This is a genomic window from Ornithinibacillus contaminans, assembly GCF_001038425.2.
Lineage (GTDB): Bacteria > Bacillota > Bacilli > Bacillales > Amphibacillaceae > Ornithinibacillus > Ornithinibacillus contaminans.
The window spans coordinates 14,530-37,065 of the sequence record NZ_LDPV02000031.1; the positions used below are offsets into that span (position 1 = coordinate 14,530).

The window sequence follows — 22,536 nt, forward strand, 5'->3', positions numbered from 1 at the left end:
GTAGGCGTTCGACTTTATTGCTCTAACAAGTCACAAAGTTTATTTCGCACTAGCTTATTCGAAGCATTTCTCGGTAACGATTTTACCATATGGATCTCTTTTGGAATCTTATAGGCTGCAAGTCGCTCTTTTGCATAGGCAAGGATTTGCTCAATCGTAACTGACTGATCATGTACGACTACAAATGCCACTGGAACTTGCCCCCAAGTCTCATCCGATCTACCAGCAACACCGACTTCAATAATCCCCTCAAATCCTGATAAGACACTCTCAATTTCGGACGGATAAATATTTTCGCCTCCGGAAATAATTAAATCTTTCCGGCGATCCACGACATATAAATAACCTTCCTCATCTACATAACCTAGATCTCCAGTAGATAACCATCCATCTTCAAAAGCCTTGGTTGTTGCTGTTTCATTATTAAAATAGCCGCGTGTAACCATTGGCCCTTTTACAAAAATTTCACCAATTTCATTTGGTACTTTATCCTTTATTTGTAATTGTGCTGGAAATAATGGCTTACCAGCTGAACCAATCTTCACTAGCGCATCTTGTGGACTTAGTGTAACAATTTGTGAAGATGTTTCCGTCATTCCATAGGATTGAAATACAGGAATATTACGCTCCTTCGCTGTCTCTAGTAATGGCTTTGGAGCTGGTCCACCACCTAATAACATACAGCGGAAAGAATCAGGAAATTGATTTTCTCCTAATGTATTCATAATTTTTTGCAGTAATACCGTTACAACAGAAACTATCGTAACTTTTCTATTGATAATGGCATCAACTACGATTTGCTCATTAAACTTCTCCACTAAATACACCGGCATGCCATAAATAACACTTTTTAGGAATATTGATAAGCCACTCACATGAAAATAAGGTAAAACAGCGAGCCACTTATCTGATTTTGATAAACCGAGATTTAAAGCAGATCCAATTGCACTCCACCAATGATTACCATACGTGTGAACAACACCCTTAGGATGACCAGTTGTACCCGAAGTATAAATAATGGTAAATGGATCATCTAAGTCTAGTTCGGTCACAAGGTCAACTGTTTGTGGAATTAATTTTCCAACTGTTGTAAAACTCTTTACCTGTTCCACTTGTAATGTTTCTGCTTTTTCTAGCAACCTATCCGAACTAATTACGATAGATACGTTAGCATCCTTTAGCTGGTAATCTAATTCAGATGTCGTTAATCTTGTGTTTAATAATACAGATACGGCTCCAAGAAAACTTAATGCATGTATGGTCACTATCATCAAGGGATTATTATCCGACAGAACACCAACATGAGCCCCTTTTCCGATTCCTAATCTAGCTAGTTTTCTGGCAAACGTTTGACTCTGTTCAACTAATTCATTAAACGTTATAACAGTTCCATCAACTAGTTCAATTGCTGGTTGATTTGGCGAAAGTGACGCCTGCTTCACTAACCAATGTGGAATAACCTCAGCCACCTCTAAACACCTCATTTCAAAAACGATAAAACCTTTGCTCTTAAAAGCAAAGGTTTTTCTCATAAGTTATATTACCAATCACGGGAAACGAGGGAATTGATCGAAATCTGGCTTTCTTTTCTCCTTGAAAGCATCTCTTCCTTCTTTTGCCTCATCCGTTGTGTAATAAAGCAATGTTGCATCTCCACCCATTTGCTGAAGACCTGCAAGACCATCTGTATCTGCATTAAATGATGCTTTTAAGAAGCGTAATGCCGTTGGTGATTTTTCTAAAATTTCTTCACACCATTGTAGTGTTTCTGCTTCTAATTGATCAAGCGGAACTACTTTATTTACTAAGCCCATTTCATACGCTTCATCTGCATTATACTGACGGCAGAGGAACCAAATTTCACGAGCACGTTTATGACCAACGATACGAGCTAGATAGCCAGCACCATAACCAGCATCAAAGCTTCCTACTTTTGGTCCAGTTTGACCAAAGATTGCATTGTCCGCAGCAATTGTTAAATCACATACGATGTGTAGTACATGACCACCACCGATGGCATAGCCTGATACCATCGCGATAACCGGCTTCGGAATCGTACGAATTAATCGCTGTAAATCTAATACGTTTAAACGCGGAATTTGGTCTTTTCCGACATATCCGCCATGTCCACGTACTGATTGGTCACCACCAGAACAAAACGCTAAATCACCTGCACCAGCTAATACGATAACACCAACTGATGAATCGTCACGTGCATCTGCAAACGCATCAATCATTTCATTTACGGTTAATGGCGTAAATGCATTACGCTTTTCTGGTCGATTAATGGTTACCTTCGCAATACCATTATATTTTTCGTAGATTATTTCTTCGTAATCTCGAACTTTTTCCCATTGTACTGTCATGGAAATCCTCCTTATAGTAACTATGTATTGAAAATAGAAACTCGCATTCGCTAATTACTAGCGATCGCGTTCGTTTTATTTATGCCAGCAGGAAGGATTCTTATCCTTTCCCTTCAGCTAAAATAAACTTCTCTACTATTTTACCAAAAAAATCTGGTTGTTCCACATGAATTGCATGTCCAGCATTTTTTATGATCGTTAGATTGCTATTTGGCAACAATTCATGCATGCGTTTATTAATGGTAACAAATTTCTCATCCAGTTCACCAACCACTAATAATACTGGTTTTTCAAAAGTGATTAGCTTCAACCACCAGCTTGGTTGCCTACCAGTTCCCATTGCTCGTAGTGATAATGCTAACCCTTCAGCTGTTTGGGATAGCCTTTCCTCGCGAATAGTGTTTTGCACGTGCTGCGCTAGCTTTTTTTGAGAAATAAATAACGGAATAGCTTCCCAGAAATCCACAAACGACTCTATTCCTTCTTGCTCAAGTTTCTTCGCTAATCGTTCATCATTTCTTATTCTACTATCACGCTCTTCTACCGTTTCGAGTCCAGGTGACGCACTTTCTAATGTTAAGGATAGCAACTGTTCTGGATAGCACATCGCATAAGACAATGCTGTTCTACCACCCATGGAATAACCTAACAGGTGAAAGGAATTTATCCCAATTTCTTGAAGGATAGCGCGAATTGCCTGACAGCATTGTTCCATAGATACTTCAGCTGAACTTGTCTTTCCATGACCTGGCAAATCAATGACAATGATTTTAAAAGCTGCTTGATAATTCGCAATGAAATCAGACCAAGTCCGCGAACTACTGGTAAAGCCGTGTAATAGAACAACCGCTTCTCCATCACCATGTATTTCATACCAATAGCTCACTCCAGAATATGTTAATCGCAAGCAATCACCCGCTTTAAAATGTCCGCTTCGATTGTTTTCCATAACCTTCTATGCCAATCAAGATTCTGCTTCCGTTCAGTTCTCACTTCGACAACGGACAACCCTTGCTCGCTATAGCTTGTTCGTAATGCCACTGCTAGCTCGCTCGAACTCCTTGGTGCATGATAAGAACCACCGTACATTTCGATTGCTTTTTGAAACTCAATATCCACTGGAGTTCCAAATAAGGCTTCAAAATGCTTTTCCTGTGCTGCTTGTGGTAAAAACGAGAAGATACCACCACCATTATTATTAACCAACAGAATCGTAATATTGAGCTGATAATGCTTTGCTGCTAATAAGCCATTCATATCATGATAAAAGGATAAGTCTCCGAGTAACAGCGTTACCGGCTCACCCGATGCCGCTGCTCCAACCCCACTTGATACCATTCCATCTATCCCATTAGCTCCACGATTGGCCAATAAATTAAGCCGTTTATCCGAAGCAAGCAAAAACGTATCTACATCTCGGATCGCCATACTATTTCCAACATAGAGACTACTCTTATCTGGAATTACCTGCAGTAATTGTTTGACTGCATCTCCTTCCGTTATGACAGCATCTGTGGCTTCCGTTACATGTGTGGTTGTGATCTTATTCATTTCTTGCCATTTATCAAGCCATGCTGAATTCTGCGCACTATTAATCGAACCTACCTCTACTAAATCCGAACAAAGCATTATCGGATCCGCTATAATAAACTCAGTAGAATTGCCTACTGGCTCACGATATCCATCATGTGATTCGACAACATATTGATTTACATCTTGATTTTCCTTCACATAGGACATATACGCTTTTGATACCGGCATTGCCCCAAAACGAATGATGAAGTCTGGTTTTAACGCACGACGAATTTCCTCATTCCGTAAGAAAGCATCATAGCCTTCGATGATATTCCGCTTCGAATGATGTCCTGTTCGAACTTGAGAAAGGGGATCCGCTAAAACAGGTAACCCGAACGCTTCAGCAAATAGCGTAACCGCTTCAGCGAAATCGTCATCCACCTGTGGCCCACACACAATAACACCACGAGCATGTAGACTTAGCTTAGCTGCCAAATGGTGTACCAATTCCTCTGGCAGTCTCTTTTTCCCTTCATACCAAGAAGTATAGGGCGTTCTAATCGGTTCTCCCCATAAATGTTCTACTGTAAAGTCCGGAACTAATGGTTCTCGAAAAGGAAAATTCAAGTGAATTGGGCCTGGATTACCAGATATGGCTTGATTAACAGCCCGAGCCGCTTTTGTTCTAGCATAAGCCAGCATGCCGCTCGTTGCTTCAGGTAATGCCATTTCATGAAAGTCCTTAACATAATCTCCATACAATTTAATCTGATCAATGGCCTGTGGAGCGCCAACATCTCGTAACTCATGTGGCCGGTCAGCAGTTAGTGCAATTAATGGAACTCTACTTTGATGCGCTTCTACAATCGCTGGGAAATAATTCGCTGCCGCTGTACCAGATGAACAAACAAGCGCCACTGGGCGATTGGTTTGTTTGGCTAGCCCTAATCCAAAAAAGGCTGCAGAACGTTCATCCACAATAACCCATTCCTTAATAGCTGGATGCTCAGCAAAGGTCATTGCAAGTGGTGTTGACCTAGATCCAGGGGAGATGACAACATCAGTTAATCCACTTTTGGAAAGTTCATCTACAAAGTTTGCTACATATCTTGTTAAATCTTCTGTGTGATTCATGGTTATCCCCCTAGTACTGTTAACATCGGTAAAAACTTAATACTTGTTTCTTCAAATTCCGCTTCTGGATCCGAATCTGCTACCACTCCGCATCCTGCGAACAAGGATGCCTGATTTCCCTGTATTAAACCAGAGCGGATAGCAACTGCAAATTCACCATTTTGATTACTGTCTATCCAGCCAATCGGTGCACCATACCAGCCTCTTTCTAGTAATTCTTCTTCACGTATAAAAGCCAGTGCTGCCTCTCTTGGTTCGCCTCCAAGGGCAGGTGTTGGATGTAATGCTTCCACCACATTAAAAATACTGGAGCCTGCTTTAAATCCTCCTCGTACAGGTGTATACAAATGCTGGAGGTTACGTAATTTGTATAAGACAGGCTTATCTGGCACTTGAATCGTGTCACAAAACTTCGCTATAGAAGTTTTTATCATTTGTACAACAAAATCATGCTCCTGTAAGTTCTTCTCATCGTGCAACAACGCATATCCGATTTTTTCATCCTCTTCAGTTGATTGGCCCCTAGGAGCAGTCCCAGCAAGACAGGTGGATAATAGCTGATTCTGTTCCACTTTGACAAGCCGTTCCGGCGAAGCACCAATGAAGCAGTCATTTCCTTGTTCGAATGCAAATATATAGCTAGTTGATTGTGTCTCCACTAATCCCTCTAACACTGCTGCGATATCTGCCTCATTAGAGAGTGTTAATCGTAATTCCCGCGCAAGGACAATTTTCTTTGCATGTCCCTCTGTAATATAACTGGTTGCTTTCTGAACAGTGCGCTTCCATTCCTCTGGTTGAATCGCTTCCCGTTCTTCAATATGTAACGATACTTCATTTACATTCTGTTGCGTATACAACATTTCCTCTTTACGCTTCAGTTGATTATATATTTCAGAAGGGTTATCCTCGCTCGATACCAGCGTCGTAATGGTTACATAACAACTACCTTTATCCTTTATTAGCGTGAATTCTGGTATTCGAAGTTCACTCGTTGCAAAGTGCCTCCATAAGTCCGACTGCTTTTGTAACGGATCAAATGCCATGCCACCTATTGCATTTATTCCTGTACCCGGTGTTTGATAAGGGTTATAAATAAATGCGTTCCGTAAGACGTCATTCCATTTTGCTTCTAGCTGTTTGGCAGCCGCCTTCTCAGACACTAATGAAAAGACTGTTCCAAATCCAACTAAGGTAAAATCATCAAGGGAACTCTTCCAAAATGCACGATTCGTTCTTAGCTGTTCCCCCGCTTTAAACAATTCGATTGGATCAATCGTATCTATTTCTTTCGTATAACTAACAAGTCTTGTTTCAGAGGATTTAAGACTTTGAATAGCTTTTATTAGTGTTACTTCTAGTGATTCCTCTTTCACCTTAACCATTAGGAAAACCTCCGTTACGTACAAACTAACTCCATTATATTCTATTCCCTTTTTACTAGTTTCTCAAGGAATCCACCATTTACCACTGAAATCTAATCACAAGCAGAAATCTTCTTCCCGCAAAAAACTTGCTCCTTCATTGACACCCCAATCCTTTTTGCCTAAACTTAAATAGGATAAACACTGAGAACTTTAGAGGGGATAACACATATGGGAACAACGAATAAAGATTCAATTAAGCAAGCATTAAACGAACGAGAAGGCTTCCAAATATGGTGGCGACTACTTCGCCCACATACGCTAACAGCATCCTTTGTTCCTGTCTTTGTTGGAACGATGATAGCATTGAACAATGAATCATTTCATATAGTAGTTTTTCTAGCAATGCTTATTGCATCCATGCTAATCCAATCAGCTACCAATATGTTTAATGAATACTATGATTTCGTTAGAGGGGTCGATACAGAGGAATCAGTCGGCATTGGTGGTACAATCGTACGTGATGGAATTAAACCAAAAACAGTACTTACACTTGCACTTGTGTTTTATGCTGTCGCTCTTTTATTGGGTGTCTACATTTGTATTATGTCTAGCTGGTTAATTGCCGTTATAGGACTTGTTTGTATGCTGTTTGGCTACTTCTATACCGGTGGTCCACTACCAATCTCCACAACACCACTTGGAGAAGTATTTTCAGGATTACTGATGGGTACTGTGATAATTGGAATTAGTTATTATGTCCAGACATTAATGATCACAGCTAATGTTATAATTATTTCCATACCAGTAGCGATTTTCATTGCATGTATTATGCTTGCAAACAATATTCGCGACTTAGATGGCGATAAAGCAAGTGGTCGAAAAACACTTGCAATTCTTTTAGGTAGACCATATGCGATTCGTTTTTTAGCTATTCTGTTTATTATTGCTTTCGGCCTTACGTTAATTTATACCGTAATTGGTCTATTACCACTATGGTCGCTTATTACACTTCTTGCGGTGATACCTGCAATTAAAGTCATTAAAAATTTCAAAGGCAAAACACAACCTCTTGAAATGATGCCAGCAATGAAATTAACTGGTAAAACGAATACGATTTATGGCATTCTATTAGGAATTTCTTTACTGCTTCATTATTTCATCTAAGATAGGCTAAAAAACCAATTAGTTGGAGGGGAATTAGATGGAATTTAAGAATACATTAATGGAGTCACTTGGCATTGAGGTAGTGTCATTAGAAAAAAATCTTGTTGAAATGACGATGCCAGTAGATAGCCGTACTCATCAGCCATTAGGATTTTTACATGGCGGGGCTAATGTGGCACTCGCTGAGTCTGCTGCAAGTATCGGAGCATGTCTACATGTGGATCTCAACCAGTATCATGTATTCGGGATTGAAATCAATGCCAATCATGTCAAAAGCAAGCGCGATGGCATGGTAACCGCAAAAGCAGAACCAATCCATATCGGGAAAACAACTATGGTTTGGGAAGTGAACATTCGTGATGAAGAAGAAAACCTACTTTGTATATCACGATGTACCATCGGTATTGTACCGAAAAAAAGCTAATCCTTTTTTCAATGAGGATTAGCTTTTTTCGTATTATATAAATTTTGTTTGTTGTTGTTCAATCCAACGACGTAATTTTATAAAGATCGGTATGAATAATAACCCGACGATAATACCTTTTATGACATTGAATGGCAAAATTCCAACTAGAACTGTTCCAATCTTGGCAGCGGAAGTCATATCTCCCCAGCCCATCATAACAGCATATACCGGTAGTAACACGAAATAATTAAATACACCCATACCTACTGCCATAATAATCGTTCCCGTTACAAGACCTGATACAATACTTTTTACACCTTTGTGATAGCGATGATAAAGTATTCCCACTGGTAGTACAAACAGTGCCCCTGCTAAAAAGTTAGCAGTTACCCCAACGATTTCGCCTCCACCGATTGCTAAATATAATACATTTTTAATCGCAACTACGATTAAACCAGCTAATGGTGAAAAGATTAGCGATGCCATAATGGCAGGCACATCACTAAAATCAATTTTTAAATAGCTCGGCAAAAGTGGTAAGGGGAAATTAATAAAGAATAGCAATAATGAAATTGCCCCCAGTAAAGCTAAAATGATCAGTCTTGTTAAATTTGATGATTGCTTGTTTGTTCTTTGCATCATCGTTCTCCTCCTTCATCTAATTATCGATTCACATCTTGTGATGAAGGAGAGCTATTCCCACAAATTTAAAAACCCTAAAGCGCGACCTAATCGGGGCTTTAGGGTTATCATTCATAGGAAATAAAGGCGTATTCAAATACACCAATAAATTAGCTCGACATCTTCTCCCATCCAGACTTTAACTGTCGGTCCTGGACTCACACCAGGTCAACCGTTTGAATTGATCAAACAGTTCACGGACTTTGAACCTTCGTTCATTACCGTCGGTCGGGAATTGCACCCTGCCCCGAAGATGGAATCGATATTTTATTGTCACTAATTATTATACATAGCGTATATCGGTTTGAAAAGGGATTTGCACTTTAAATTTTTGGTGAGTAAATTGCGTAGTGGTTTAACCATATTGATCGTCTTCAATCAAAAAAGGTGCAGAAGCCGAAGCTCCTACACCTTTTCCCAAAACTTTTAGATTGAATACTATATTCCCTCTCAAAAGCGTTCGGTTTACTCACTCACATTAATGTAAAGTTTACCTTCTGCTTGTTCACGGGTTTCGTTACCGAAGTCATCTCTGACTTTCACCTCGATGACAGCTCCATCTGCTTTTAGATTGCTTGGTGCTGTCCAGTAACCGACATAATGGCCATCTGAAGTTTCCATTAATGGTAACTCAGTTGCATTTTGAACAGTAACACGGTCACCAAGATTTGTTAGTGGCATATGGATGACGAAGGTTGCCCTTAGATCAGCCTCACTATCAAACTCAATCTTAACCGTTTCACCAGCTTGTAACGTATGATCCTCTGCTGGTGTTAGATTTTCAATTTCTGGTGCTGTATAGTCAGCTAGCAAGGTTACAGATTGAGTCGTTGTATTACCAGCTAAGTCAGATGCTTCTACTTCAATCGTATTTTCACCTTCATCAAGTAGAATACGTTTCGAATAGCTTCCATCCTCAACGGTTGCTAGTTGTCCATTTACTTTGACAAAATCTAGGTTTGCATCATCAACTGTACCTTCAACCGTAACTGTTTCACGATTCGTCTTGTCACCATCTGCTGGACTATCAATCGATAATTCTGGTGCAGCTGTATCTAATGTCACAGTTACTGCCTCTGATACGGTAGCTTCCTCACCATTTGCAAATGATGCAGCAGTAAAGACGTTTTCACCCTCTGACAGTTCTGTGTCAATTGCGAAGGTACCATCTTCACTAACCTCAGCACTTCCGACTTCTTCACCGTTATTGGATAGCTTAACAGTAGTTGTAGGAGATGCATTTCCTTCTACCGTTACACTTGCTTCATTTGTAAATAAACCATCTGTTGGTGAAGTGATTTCAGGTGTTTCTACCGGATAAGCAATTCGTGCTCGAATCATGTAGTTACCTTCAATTGCAGGTGAAGCACTCCATGCACCACCAACTAATTGATAGCTTCTTCCTGCATTTGTGCTACTTTCATCAGTTGCTAATCCTGGTGAATTTGGATTTGGATCTGTTTGAATATAAACCATATAGAAGTCGCCATCTACTTGGATATTTTCCTCACGTAAGTCGACTACGGTCCATTCATCTAGACTTCTGATTGCTTCAGCATTAATAGGTCCGGCTAATTTTTCACCAGGAGTTCCATCTGGACCTGAAGCATCCCAAACTTCAACAGCAAAGTTTGTTCCACCCGGAAGTGGCCAATCAGTACCATGGAATTGGAATACACCGTCTGTAACCAGTGCACTCTCTTGACCTTCTGGCAAGGACATTTTCACAGCCCAACCATTACCTGCATCATAGAATGCTCGTGCATTTTCAGCTGTACCATCATCATAACCAATTTCTCCACCAGGATATGTGAAATATGGTTCAAGCTCAACATTTAGTTCCTTATCGGAATCAAATGTTACTTCTATTTCCTGTCCATGATAATCTCTTGCTACTACTTTAAGGGTATATGTTCCCTCATATGCAGTAAGCGAGTAATTACCATTTTCATCTGTTACAACTGGCTCTACATTGGCATCTTCCACCAATAGCACCGTAGCACCTTCAATCGGATTACCCGACTTTTGGCTAGTAACAGTACCTGTCACAGTTGCTTGTGGTAACTCCTCTAAATTGAAGTTAGCTGTAACACTTGCATCAGCTTCAAGATTTACAGATTGTTCCTGTGAACGGAATCCGTAAGTTTCTGCTACTACAGTAAATTCACCAGCAGGATGTGTTAACGAATACGAACCATCAGCTGGATTGGTTTGTACGGAGCGACCACTTTCTAGAACACTTACTTGTGCTGCAAGTGGTAACGCCATTGGACTAACTTTTTCCACCTTTTCCACTTCAGCCTTCTCTTTAGAAGCAGCTCCTTTAGCTAGTGAAAGCTTCTTCGCAGATTCTTTTGCTTTTAAGTTGTTTTCTTGCGTAATTTCTTTTCCTTTATCTTTTGCTAATGCTAACGATGTATCTGATAAAGCAACATCGTCAATAAACCATCCTTCACGTACTACCGTAAAGTCTGAAGTAAGTTTAAATCCGATATAGACACGTTGACCACTATATTCAGATAGATCTACCTCAGCACTTTCCCAGCCAGCTGTGTCACCACTGTATTCTACTAATTCCGTCCAGTTCTCACCGTCTGTTGAGATAACCACATAACCAAAGTCATATGCAGTTCCTGAACTATACATTTCTAGGTTATGCCATTGCTGGAACTGTAAGAAAGCAGGACCTTCTGGAAGATCAACTGGCGGCATAACTAACGTTGCATTTGCATTGTTTTCATATGTGTTATCTAAATCTGTACCATAAGCTTTTGCACCTGAGAATGCTTCCCCAGGGCCAGATACAGGCTCGCCCCACTCCCATTCATCACCTGCACCAGAAGAAGTCCAACCTGCTGGTGAGGATTCGAAATCTTGGAAGTAGCCTGTAGTAATACCCGCATTTACAGGGATTGAGAATTCATCACTCTCTACTGGGTTATTACCAAAATCAGTCACGGTAAATTTATAATTTAATGTGCCAACTTCTAATTCCTCTCCAGGAATAGTGGCAGCAAATTCACCAGACTTATAGTCACCAGATTCTTGTGCAGCCTCAACAGTTTGCCACTCGCCATCGTTGCTTTGATAGCTTAGCTCTACTGAAACGACCCCAATATTATCTGATACAGTTGCCACCAAATCTAAGTCCATTCCAGCAAATGTTTCGGAAGGACCACTATGTTCGATAGTAGGTGCTTCTGTATCTTCCCCGTCCATTGTTACTTGACCTTGAATCGTACCAAGACCATTTACAACGGAAGAAACGGCGTCATATGCATTAACTAGACCCCATCCAAAACCATTATTTGGTGATTCTGGATATTCACTATCGGTTAATGGTATTGCCGTATCTGTTAAAATTTGTTCAATATCATCAATAGATAACCCTGCATTAGCTTGTAGCAATAGTGCTACAACACCAGATACTGCAGGACCTGCCATTGATGTACCATTCCAACCACCCTCATAGCTACCACCAGGAACAGAAGAACGAATATTCACCCCTGGAGCAGAGACCTCTGGTTTGATTTCTCCATATGGAGATGGGCCTTCTAATGAGAAGCTAGCTAAATTATTATTTATATCCGTTGCACCTGTTGCAAAGGATTCTGGATAGTTTGCTGGTACCGCAACTGAACCAGGACCACCAGGATTAAATAAATCTGTATTACCAGCTGAAAACTCTGGGAAAATTCCAGCAGCACGCCAAGCGATGACAACATCTCGGTACCATTCATCAAGACCAGGGCCGCCTCCCCAAGAGTTATTAACCACATCTGGCGCCATAGAAACATCTCCACCTGGAGCTAGCATCCACTCACCAGCATTCAGGATTGGTAAATCTGCGCCACTACCACTAGCGTCAAATATTTTAGCTGCAATAAATTTAGCACCTGGAGCCACACCGATTTGGTTGGAACCATCTGGCTCACTACCTACCATTGTGCCGGTTACGTGTGTCCCGTGGCCATGATCGTCATATGACTCTGTTTGACCAGCAACAGCATCATAGAAGCTATACGTATGGTCTACTTCACCAGTTGCAGCATTATAACCGCGATACTTTTCTTTCAATGCTGGGTGATCCCAATCAGCACCAGTATCAAGACTTCCTACAACGATTCCAGATCCATCAAATCCCATGTTCCATACTTGTGGAGCACCAACTCTGTCAATGTTCCACTCGACATTAGCAATCTCGGAATCTGTTGCTTTCGCTTTCTCATCAACTTCTACTTCAAATAATTTTCTTGTTTCGTTTTTAAGTAGCTTTTCTACTTCTGGAAAGCTAGTTAACTTTTCCGCCACATCTTTTGTTGCGGTTACACCAATACCATTAACAATATATAATGGATCAATGTTTTCGACATTCCCTTTAGCTGCCTCTTCTTCCAGAAATGCCATGACATTTTTTTGTGATTCGCTAGCAGTAGTTTTCAATTCAGAAATTACTGCTGAACGCTGTGCAAACTCAGCATTAAATGCCGAAAGATTAGCCTTTTTAGCATTCGCCTTCGCTTTATTTGCAGCTTTCATTACATCCGCTTTTTCCGAAAACTTAATAATAAAAGTAGCCTTATCGTTTTTCTCGAAGTCACTTGCTACTCGTTCTGTTAATTTCGCTGCGTTAGTCGATGCCTTTGCAGAACCATTTAAGCTCACATTGGAACCAGAAAGAGATTCAGCGGTTGCCATCATCGGTGTTATTAGGCTAAATAGCATTAACACGATCGCAACGATACTAAACGATCTGACTTTGTTGCGTCTTTTTCGATTCATTTTCAATCCTCCCACCATATTTTTGAGATGTATTACGTACTACTCTTCTATCCCCCTTTTCTAGAAAGATTGCAAAGCTGTATAAATCTGGATGGTCGCTTTTTGGAGGAATCTAGTTGTTATATTAACTTTGGAGGAATCTAGTTGCTATATTAACTATAGAAGATAGAATGGCGAGATGGTGTCGAAATAAGGTATCAAAAATATGAATATTTAAAAATAATTACTTTGGACTAGTTCCTACCTTTTCGCAGTAGGCATAAAGAAAGTATTAAATTGCCCATATTCATGAAATTTCCACAGAATACCTGATTATCCGTCAAGTGGAACTTTCTCTTTACTAAAAGAGGAAAGAAAAATAAATCAATAGCACTATGTAGCGTTTTTAAAAACTAGCAAAGTTATACTAGTTTACGTAATAGATTGTTAGTTTCGTTAAAAATAATGCAAAAGGTTGTCCTTTATCCCCTTAAATCCCTATATTTAGTTGGTACAACCAGTGACCAATTTCCTTATTTTTCACGCATCACGTGTTTAACGGCTGTAATCTTTACTGCTAATCACGCAGCAAATGATGTCATTTTTCGACAAAAAACCCCAAAACCTTTGAGCGGCTTTGGGGTTGCTCCGAGCTTTTTAATCCTCTAACGGATTTAAACTCTCTTCACCTGTTAAATTTGCAATCATCGTAACCAATAGTTCAATTTCTTGATCGATATCGGCGAGGCTTACTGTTTCAACTGGTGAGTGCATATATCGAAGCGGAAGTGAAACTAAAGAAATAGGCACTCCGCGACCAGTATAACGCATCTTATCTGCATCTGTTCCAGTTGAACGTGGTGTTAATTCGTACTGGACGTTGATATGTAATTTCTTCGCTACTTTCTCCAATAATTGATTAATTTTTCGATTAATCGGTGCACCTTTTGCTAATACAGGGCCATTTTCAAGGCGAATATCACCATACTTATTTTTATTGACACCTGGATAATCCGTTGCAAACGTCACATCACAAGCAATTGCCATTGTCGGTTCAATCCCAGCCGCAGCAAAATAAGCGCCACCCATGTTGGTCTCTTCATTTACGGTACTTGCAGCGTACACCCCAACCTGACAGCCTCGTTTTTTTAATTGGCGAAGCACTTCAGCAACAATAAATGCTCCAGTTCTATTATCTAAACCACGTCCTGAAATATACCTGTCCATCAAAATTTCCGGTTCTGTCTGGTATACAACTAAATCTCCAATTTGCACATACTTCTGAGCTTCTTCCTTTGACTTAAACCCACAATCAATAAATAATTCCTCTAAATCAAAGTCTCCCTTTAAACCACCATGATGCTGCGCATTAACACCAATGACTCCTGTGACGGTTTTTCCATAACCCAATACTTCTGTCTTCATTCCAACAGCTGCCTTTGGATTTATGCCACCCATTTTATCAAAATGCAAAAAACCATTTTCATCAATACGATTAATGACTAGCGCTATCTCATCACAATGACCTGCTAATAACACTTTAAATGGAGCTTCAGGATTTAATACTCCGATAACATTCCCAGCATTATCTGTTCGCACCTCATCTGCAAAGGCTTGATAATAGGCAAGCATTTTCTTTTGAATCATCACTTCATCACTTGATGGCGATGGTGTCTTAAGTAAGGTTAATAAAAATTCTCGATTTGTCTTATCCAAAATGGCTAGCTCCTTTTTCTATTTAGTATTTTCTACTAATTATCATATCAAATTACATTTTCGTAAGCACATTTATTTACCAAAAACAATTGATTCTTTACACTAAGCATAAAAAGGAGGAATTTGAAATGACACTTGAAAATTGGTTTGACAAAGCAATCCCTTCCGAGGACTATGTAAATGCAATGGAAACACATAAAGACAATCTGAATCATATTTATAATAACTTTTCTGTGCCAGAGGATACGGAATTCTTCCAGAATGTAAAAGAAAAGAAACTCCGGGCAATTGTACTGACAGAAGATTGGTGTGGAGATGCTATGATGAACATCCCCATCCTCCTTAAAATTGCTGAACATGCAGCAATTGACGTGCGAATGTTGCTACGCGATCAAAATTTAGAACTAATGGATCAGTATTTAACCAATGGGACCTCTCGCTCGATTCCAATTTTCATCTTCATTGACCAAGCAGGAAATGAAGTGGCAAAATGGGGACCACGTGCAGAAACAGTTCAACAATTTGTAGACGAGATTCGTGCCGATTTGCCAGCTAAAGAAGCAGAAGACTATCAGGAAAAATTTCAAGAAATGATCACAACGATGACGAAAACCTTTACAACCAATACAGCACTCTGGGATCAAGTATATACCAGTATTAAACAAACCCTATTAAAAAGCTAAATGAATGTTGACGAGACATACATTAACTGATAAAAGAAGAACATTGCACGATTCCCAAAGCGGGTATGTGCAATGTTCTTCTTTTGTCTAATCATAAATACTTATGTCGCATCCTTTTTATATCGTCGTAAAAATGGTACATACTACAAATACACGACGTCAACTATTGGGTGAGTACATGAATCTTGAACTATTTAAGCACGTCTATTTTCGTTTACCAAGACTTATCCGGATAATCCTTACACTTCTTCTCGCCATGCTCTTATTTGGTGTAACAATTCATCTCATCGAACCACAAACATTCCCAACAATTTTTGACGGAATTTGGTGGGCATTTGTGACAGGTTCGACCGTTGGATATGGCGATTATATCCCTTTAACAAGATTAGGTAGGATTATTGCTATACTGCTAATACTGACTGGTGGAGGATTAATTACCTTCTATATCACCGTATTTGCAGCTTCCATCGTACAACATGAACGAAACCTATCTGATGGAAAAGTCGCTTATAAAGGAAATCACCATATTATTTTAGTTGGGTGGAATGAACGAACAAAAATATTAATTGATCGAACTATCCAGCATAGTCCGAAGACAGAAATCGTACTCATCGACCAATCCCTTTCCTATCTATCTTATCAGCTGTACAAAATCCACTTTATTCATGGTGATCCAACAGATGATTATTATTTACAAATGGCTAATATCCAAGAAGCAAGCAAAGTAATAATTACCGCTGATAATGAGCGAGACGAAAAACAGGCCGATAATCATTCCATTCTGACTACAGTTGCCATTAGAGGGAATAATAAGCGAATTCCAATTATCGTTGAAATCCTGTCAACTAATCAAATCGACAATGCTATTCGAGCTGGCGCAACAACAATCCTTAGACCCAATGATTTTATGAGTTCACTACTCTATCACGAGATATTTAAAAACAAATCAAGACCATTTGAATCTGTCTTACAATTACTAGCTAGTCAACAATTTCGGCAATATAAACTTCCAGAAGCTTATCATTATCAACCTTTTATAGAAGTTTTATACGCACTTCAGAAAACAAATCACTTATTGATTGGTATCATACGTGACGAAAAATGGATACTCAATCCCGATAAAGAAACCATCCTTCAACCAGAAGATATCGTACTTACATTAATCTCTTGGGATTAAGTATATTTTTGCCTCATGCCAAATTGTATGGTAGAATAATTACTTGCGTGACAAGAAACGAAGGTATAGGAGATGTTCAGCATGACAGACAAGTTTGAAACTGGTCAAGTATTAACAGGTAAAGTTACAGGTATACAACCATATGGTGCATTTGTTGCACTTAATGATGAAGTACAAGGATTAGTTCACATTTCAGAAGTTACTCATGGTTATGTGAAGGATATAAATGAGCACCTAACAGTAGGTGATGAAGTATCCGTTAAAATACTAAGCATTGATGAAGAAAAGAATAAAATTTCTCTTTCTATCCGTGCTACAGAAGAAACACCACAAAAACAAGCAAAACCAAGACAACCTAAGAAAGCTGTAAAACTAGAAGAAAATACTTCTGGATTCAATACACTTAAAGAAAAACTTGAAGAGTGGATTGAGCAATCAGAAGATCGTGGATCATTTAAAAACTAATTTTTAATTCCTATTAGAGGTTTCCCCTATCAACATTACCAAGAATGTAATATTGATGGGAGAAGCCTTTTTCTTTTCTAAAATAATCTCGTTCTTGATTTCATTACGTTGCATCGGGTAAAGTAAGACTGTACAAATAGAAACCGTAGCACAAGGAGGACAACATGACACATATCCAATTTTCGTATCAAAACGCATTAGATTTTTTTAATAATGCCGAATTAGATAATTTAGCTAGCTATGTAACGGTTGCACATGACGCAATACATAATAAAACAGGCGCAGGAAATGACTTTTTAGGTTGGGTTGATCTACCACAAAACTATGATCAAAAAGAGTATAGCCGAATAAAAGCTGCAGCAGAGAAGATTAAACAGGACTCTGATATCCTACTTGTCATCGGGATTGGTGGATCGTATTTAGGTGCTAAAGCAGCAATCGAAATGCTAAACCACTCATTCCAAAACCTACTTTCCAAGGAACAACGGAATGCTCCACAAGTGATTTTTGTTGGGCATCATATGAGTTCTACCTATATGCAGGAATTAATGGATGTACTGGACGGAAAAGACTTTTCCATTAATATTATTTCTAAAAGTGGTACAACGACAGAGCCAGCTATCGCCTTCCGTATTTTCAAGAAACACTTAGAAGAAAAATATGGCAAGGAAGAAGCAAAATCTCGTATTTATGCGACAACTGATAAAGCAAGAGGCGCACTTAAAGGAGTAGCTGACGAAGAAGGATATGAAACATTCGTTATCCCAGATGATGTCGGTGGGCGTTTCTCTGTCTTAACCGCAGTTGGCTTATTACCGATTGCAGTTAGTAGCGTTTCAATTGATGACATCATGCAAGGTGCTCAAGCTGCAATGAAAGATTTAAATGAATCTTCTTTAGACAAAAATATCGCCTACCAGTATGCAGTCACTCGTAATGTCTTATATAACAAAGGAAAAACGATTGAGATGCTCGTTAATTACGAGCCGGGTTTACAATACTTTTCCGAGTGGTGGAAACAGCTTTACGGAGAAAGTGAAGGGAAGGATCAAAAAGGGATTTTCCCTACTTCTGCTAACTTCTCAACGGACCTCCATTCATTAGGTCAGTATATACAAGAAGGACGTCGTGATTTATTCGAAACCGTCATTCATGTGAATCAATCGAAACATAATGTAACCTTAGAAGCTGAGGAAAAGGATTCAGATGGACTTAATTACTTAGCAGGGAAAACAATTCATGAAATCAATGATAAAGCATATCAAGGTACCTTATTAGCCCATACCGATGGTGGCGTACCGAATCTAATCATCGATATACCTGCACTAGATGCCTATACGTTTGGATACATGGTCTATTTCTTTGAAAAAGCATGTGCTCTAAGTGGATATTTATTAGGTGTTAATCCGTTTAACCAGCCGGGTGTAGAAGCTTATAAGAAAAACATGTTTGCCTTATTAGGTAAGCCTGGATTTGAGAAAGAGAAGGAAGAATTAGAAAAACGATTGAAGTAATAAGGAAGAAGACAGCTCACCCTGACGTGAACTGTCTTCTTTTTAATTTTGGATTTTCCATATTCCATTTACCTTTTGAAGTTGTACCTTGGTATGTATAGTAAGGTCCCTACTGACAATAGATACAATGGCTGTAGTTTCTGTTGGATATTCTGTCAGAGCATAATTACCGCCTCGGTAGTATGACCAATCTATCGTAAGATTTTCCTTGATGGATGATTCCGGATCAAGTAATAATAAGCTATACGTTTTCGTGTCCTCTTTTACGTATGCATATGCAAATAAGGATACTATATCAAGTGGATCCAGTTCATTTAGAATAGTTGTATCTAAAGTGTTGCTATAGTCTTTGTAAACAGCCCCCATTCCCGGTTTATACGGCCAACCCTCTAATGTGTATATATCTTCATATTTTACATTTTCGAATCTATTATCAAATAGAATTTTAACAACATCACTGTTTAAAAAATTTCTATTAATAGCCGTAGCTTTAACCCAATTATTTTCTTCCCATTCTCGTAAAGTACTATTAATCGGCTCCCAAAGGATAGAATCTTTATGATCCTCAAGAAACTGGAAATACACTTCTCTATTGCTTTCACTAACTTGGTTATTTTCGTCATGTAATTGTAAATAGCTCTCGAGATGTCTAATTACGTCCCAATATAACCTTTCACGAAAATACTCTGTATACGTATCTCCATAATTTTTTAACAGGCTTTCCACTTCTAATAGAAGTTCACCATTGTACTGCCAATCGTCCCAATTCAATGTTGCTTGATTCGAGAAATAATCAACATATGCCAAATATCCTTCGCCATACCCCGCCTGTTCAAATACTGGTTTAAGAGCATCATAATCCACTTTTACTAGTAATTGTTTATATTGCGAATCCTCTGCTAGTGTATACCCTTGCTCATTCAATATCCGCAGAGCTTGTTTAATTTCTTCTGATCCCTTATAATTTTCAACATTGTCCTGATACTGAATCACCGTATCATATTTTTCAACTGGAAGTTGCCCAACAACTTGATCTATATATTGTTGTAAATAACTTTCATACATTGATAGAATGTTAATCAGTTCCACTACTTCATAATTTTTCTCTGGATTTGTTGAATCTAGCTCTCGAATACGTTGGGACGGTAACATTAGTAACGTATCGATATAATTCTTTGCTTCTGTTACATCACTTAAAAATGAATCGCTGTATCCTAGCATTTCCTCAAACATAGACTCAATTTGAATGATAGTAGGAAAATTACTAACATCCTCTAGCCCTAGTTCGTTTGCGAATTCTTCCTTTGCTAATTCGAAATGTGCAACAATCTCTGGATCCAGTTCTTTCGGTTCTTCCACGATTTCAATCGTTTCTTCATCTTGCTGAACAGATGAATTCTCTGTTTCACTTATAGCTTGTTGTTTCTGATTCTCTAAATAATGCAAAGCAATGACTGAAAACAATAGCAAACTTACCACAACCGCTACCTGTGGGATATATTTTTTCCAAGATTGGTTACTTATCGCCTGTTCTGCTTTTAAAATAACCTCTTCTTTGTTAGCAAAATCGGGTAGCCGCTCATACTCATAATTCATATCGAGTAGCAATTCTTCCAGGTGATTCTCATCCCTAATATGTAGAGAAACTTTATCAAGACTTTGTTGGAATAATTTCCTCGCTCGTTCCATTACCTTGTTTAATGTTTCTGTGTTGAGTTTTAAGATAACCGCTATTTCCGCTTCCGTTTTCCCATGAAAATAATACAAGATTAATGGAATCCTATATTTCATATCAAGCTTACTTATATTAGTATGAATGACGATTTGCTCCTGCTTTTCAAAGTAATACCCGTATTGATCATAAAGCTGTTCGTCACGTGATATAGTCATATATTTCTTCTCTTTTTTCTGCTTTCGAACATAATCACGCGCAGTATTTATTAATAGTTGGTATAACCATGTTGACAATGTACCATCCTGATACCGATCAAATTTTCGATAAATGTACGTATACGTTTCCTCTACGGCGTCTGCAATCTGATCAGGATCCACACCAACCTGAAATAAATAGCGTTCTACATACGATATGTAATGCTCCACAAGCTGTTTTAATGCTTCTTGTTTGTCTACTTTCATATACTGAATAATCTGTCCCTCATCCAAGACATTATCCCCCTTTGTGACAACGACTGCCCTTTCTATGTAACGTTTATCTCCTGGTGAAGGTTTCAAGAAGCCACTATTTTTTTAAATTTGTATGTTTATATTTATTGTAACAGGGTATAACTAATAACGTAAGACTTTCTCGTATTCCCCCTGTAGGCAAGGCGTATTAAAACGCTTTGCTTTTTTTTGTGCTTATTTTCTTAGGTTTCGTTATAATGGCTATAATAGAAAATTCGGGAGGCGAGAATAATGGGAATATTTGAGGTTGTTCATGATCGTAAAAACACACGATCTGTGAAATGGGATATGTTAGAAACCGTATTTCAATCAGGGGATGTCTTACCAATGTGGGTTGCAGATATGGACTTCCAGGCACCTGAAGCAGTTAATCAAGCATTAATAGAACGCGTGAAACATGGTATTTATGGCTATACAGTATTAGACATTGAAGTAAAAGCTTCCATTGTACAGTGGATTTCGAGACGACATCAATGGCAAATAGAAGCAGATTGGCTCAGCTTTAGCCCTGGAGTTGTTACAACTTTACATATGGCGATACAAGCACTAACCGAACCTGGTGATTCAATATTACTACAGACGCCTGTTTACACACCATTTTACGATGTCATAGAAGCACACAATCGTACGTTAGTTAGAAGTCCCCTTGTATATAATGGGGATTATTACACAATAGATTTTCACGACTTAGAGGAAAAATTCAAGCAAGGTGTAAAAGCTTTTATTTTATGTAATCCCCATAACCCTGTCGGACGGGTTTGGAGAAAAGAAGAATTAGAAAAAATCGCACAACTATGCTTGGAATATGATGTCCTCATTCTCTCGGATGAGATACACTGTGACCTTACTTTTCCAGATTATCAGTATATTCCTTTTGCATCGTTATCAGAGGAAATTGCTGATCGAACAATCACCTGTATGGCACCATCAAAGACTTTTAATTTAGCTGGACTCCAAGCCTCATATGTAGTTACATCAAATCAAGCCCTACGAAAAAAACTAGACGAGCAATTTTCGAGTCAAGGATTTCATGGCTTAAACATGATGGGAAGTACTGCTTTGGAGGCAGCCTATCGTCATGGAGAGGAATGGCTAGACGAGCTTCGTATTATTTTAGCGGAACATAAGAAATACGTTATCGATCAACTTGAAACGAATACTGATTTACGTGTTGTACGTTCTGAAGGTACCTACTTATTTTGGATTGATTGTAGCGCACTCGAACTAGACCATAAACAATTGAACAAATTCTTCATTCAAGAAGCTCGTGTTGGATTAAATAGCGGATTTCAGTATGGAGAAGAAGGTGCGCAATTCATGCGTATGAATATTGCTTGTCCACGTACTACTTTAGAAGAAGGTGTAAGTCGTATTATCCATGCTTTGAAAAGTTAAAGCGATGA

At 38.9% G+C, this 22,536-nt stretch carries 16 protein-coding genes and 1 riboswitch; of the genes, 7 read left to right on the forward strand and 9 right to left on the reverse strand.

Annotation, left to right across the window (positions count from 1 at the left end; translation table 11 throughout):
• Positions 1-14 precede the first annotated feature (14 nt).
• The 5 genes from JF53_RS07210 to JF53_RS07230 all read right to left on the reverse strand — a co-directional run bounded on the left by JF53_RS07210 (position 15) and on the right by JF53_RS07230 (position 6,400).
• Positions 15-1,469 (reverse strand): o-succinylbenzoate--CoA ligase, encoded by a 1,455-nt coding sequence (locus JF53_RS07210; protein ID WP_047979671.1) that lies wholly within the window; start codon positions 1,467-1,469, stop codon positions 15-17.
• 78 nt (positions 1,470-1,547) lie between these two features.
• Positions 1,548-2,366 carry a 1,4-dihydroxy-2-naphthoyl-CoA synthase gene (gene menB / locus JF53_RS07215; RefSeq protein ID WP_047979670.1) on the reverse strand — a complete coding sequence of 273 codons (819 nt, stop codon included), beginning with the start codon at positions 2,364-2,366 and terminating at the stop codon, positions 1,548-1,550.
• Positions 2,367-2,466: 100 nt separating this feature from the next.
• The gene (menH, locus tag JF53_RS07220) at positions 2,467-3,273 is read right to left on the reverse strand and encodes a 2-succinyl-6-hydroxy-2,4-cyclohexadiene-1-carboxylate synthase (protein ID WP_053071821.1); all 807 of its coding nucleotides are present in this window, start codon (positions 3,271-3,273) and stop codon (positions 2,467-2,469) included.
• Positions 3,264-5,015 carry a 2-succinyl-5-enolpyruvyl-6-hydroxy-3-cyclohexene-1-carboxylic-acid synthase gene (menD, locus tag JF53_RS07225; RefSeq protein ID WP_047979668.1) on the reverse strand — a complete coding sequence of 584 codons (1,752 nt, stop codon included), beginning with the start codon at positions 5,013-5,015 and terminating at the stop codon, positions 3,264-3,266. The genes menH and menD overlap by 10 nt, the downstream gene beginning before the upstream one ends.
• A gap of 2 nt (positions 5,016-5,017) precedes the next feature.
• Positions 5,018-6,400 carry an isochorismate synthase gene (locus JF53_RS07230; RefSeq protein ID WP_047979667.1) on the reverse strand — a complete coding sequence of 461 codons (1,383 nt, stop codon included), beginning with the start codon at positions 6,398-6,400 and terminating at the stop codon, positions 5,018-5,020.
• A gap of 210 nt (positions 6,401-6,610) precedes the next feature.
• Here JF53_RS07230 and JF53_RS07235 point away from each other — a divergent pair, with 210 nt between their 5' ends.
• Together JF53_RS07235 and JF53_RS07240 are read left to right on the forward strand one after the other, a co-directional pair.
• Positions 6,611-7,546: a 1,4-dihydroxy-2-naphthoate polyprenyltransferase gene (locus JF53_RS07235; RefSeq protein WP_047979666.1), complete on the forward strand. Its 936-nt coding sequence runs from the start codon at positions 6,611-6,613 to the stop codon at positions 7,544-7,546.
• Positions 7,547-7,583: 37 nt separating this feature from the next.
• Positions 7,584-7,970: a PaaI family thioesterase gene (locus JF53_RS07240; RefSeq protein ID WP_047979665.1), complete on the forward strand. Its 387-nt coding sequence runs from the start codon at positions 7,584-7,586 to the stop codon at positions 7,968-7,970.
• Between the two features lie 33 nt (positions 7,971-8,003).
• On the opposite strand, the gene JF53_RS07245 is transcribed toward JF53_RS07240, so the two are convergent.
• From JF53_RS07245 to JF53_RS07255, 3 genes are all read right to left on the reverse strand, one after another.
• Complete coding sequence (locus JF53_RS07245; protein ID WP_047979688.1) at positions 8,004-8,591, reverse strand: ECF transporter S component; 588 nt, start codon at positions 8,589-8,591, stop codon at positions 8,004-8,006.
• Positions 8,592-8,749: 158 nt separating this feature from the next.
• Positions 8,750-8,892, reverse strand: a riboswitch (FMN riboswitch).
• A 206-nt stretch (positions 8,893-9,098) separates the two neighbouring features.
• Complete coding sequence (locus tag JF53_RS07250) at positions 9,099-13,415, reverse strand: S8 family serine peptidase (RefSeq protein ID WP_047979664.1); 4,317 nt, start codon at positions 13,413-13,415, stop codon at positions 9,099-9,101.
• Positions 13,416-14,051: 636 nt separating this feature from the next.
• Entirely contained in the window at positions 14,052-15,110 is a 1,059-nt protein-coding gene (locus JF53_RS07255; RefSeq protein WP_047979663.1) for a M20/M25/M40 family metallo-hydrolase, read from the reverse strand.
• A gap of 128 nt (positions 15,111-15,238) precedes the next feature.
• Between JF53_RS07255 and JF53_RS07260 the strand changes: the two genes are divergently transcribed.
• The 4 genes from JF53_RS07260 to JF53_RS07275 all read left to right on the forward strand — a co-directional run bounded on the left by JF53_RS07260 (position 15,239) and on the right by JF53_RS07275 (position 18,949).
• Positions 15,239-15,793 (forward strand): thioredoxin family protein, encoded by a 555-nt coding sequence (locus tag JF53_RS07260; protein WP_047979662.1) that lies wholly within the window; start codon positions 15,239-15,241, stop codon positions 15,791-15,793.
• A 178-nt stretch (positions 15,794-15,971) separates the two neighbouring features.
• Positions 15,972-16,970 (forward strand): potassium channel family protein, encoded by a 999-nt coding sequence (locus tag JF53_RS07265; RefSeq protein WP_047979661.1) that lies wholly within the window; start codon positions 15,972-15,974, stop codon positions 16,968-16,970.
• 81 nt (positions 16,971-17,051) lie between these two features.
• Positions 17,052-17,435, forward strand: coding sequence for a S1 domain-containing post-transcriptional regulator GSP13 (gene yugI, locus JF53_RS07270; protein WP_047979660.1), 384 nt, complete (start codon positions 17,052-17,054; stop codon positions 17,433-17,435).
• 164 nt (positions 17,436-17,599) lie between these two features.
• Positions 17,600-18,949: a glucose-6-phosphate isomerase gene (locus JF53_RS07275; RefSeq protein WP_047979659.1), complete on the forward strand. Its 1,350-nt coding sequence runs from the start codon at positions 17,600-17,602 to the stop codon at positions 18,947-18,949.
• 42 nt (positions 18,950-18,991) lie between these two features.
• On the opposite strand, the gene JF53_RS07280 is transcribed toward JF53_RS07275, so the two are convergent.
• Complete coding sequence (locus JF53_RS07280; RefSeq protein ID WP_047979658.1) at positions 18,992-21,112, reverse strand: RNA polymerase sigma factor; 2,121 nt, start codon at positions 21,110-21,112, stop codon at positions 18,992-18,994.
• Positions 21,113-21,364: 252 nt separating this feature from the next.
• Here JF53_RS07280 and JF53_RS07285 point away from each other — a divergent pair, with 252 nt between their 5' ends.
• Entirely contained in the window at positions 21,365-22,528 is a 1,164-nt protein-coding gene (locus JF53_RS07285; protein WP_047979657.1) for a MalY/PatB family protein, read from the forward strand.
• The last annotated feature ends 8 nt before the right edge of the window (positions 22,529-22,536 follow it).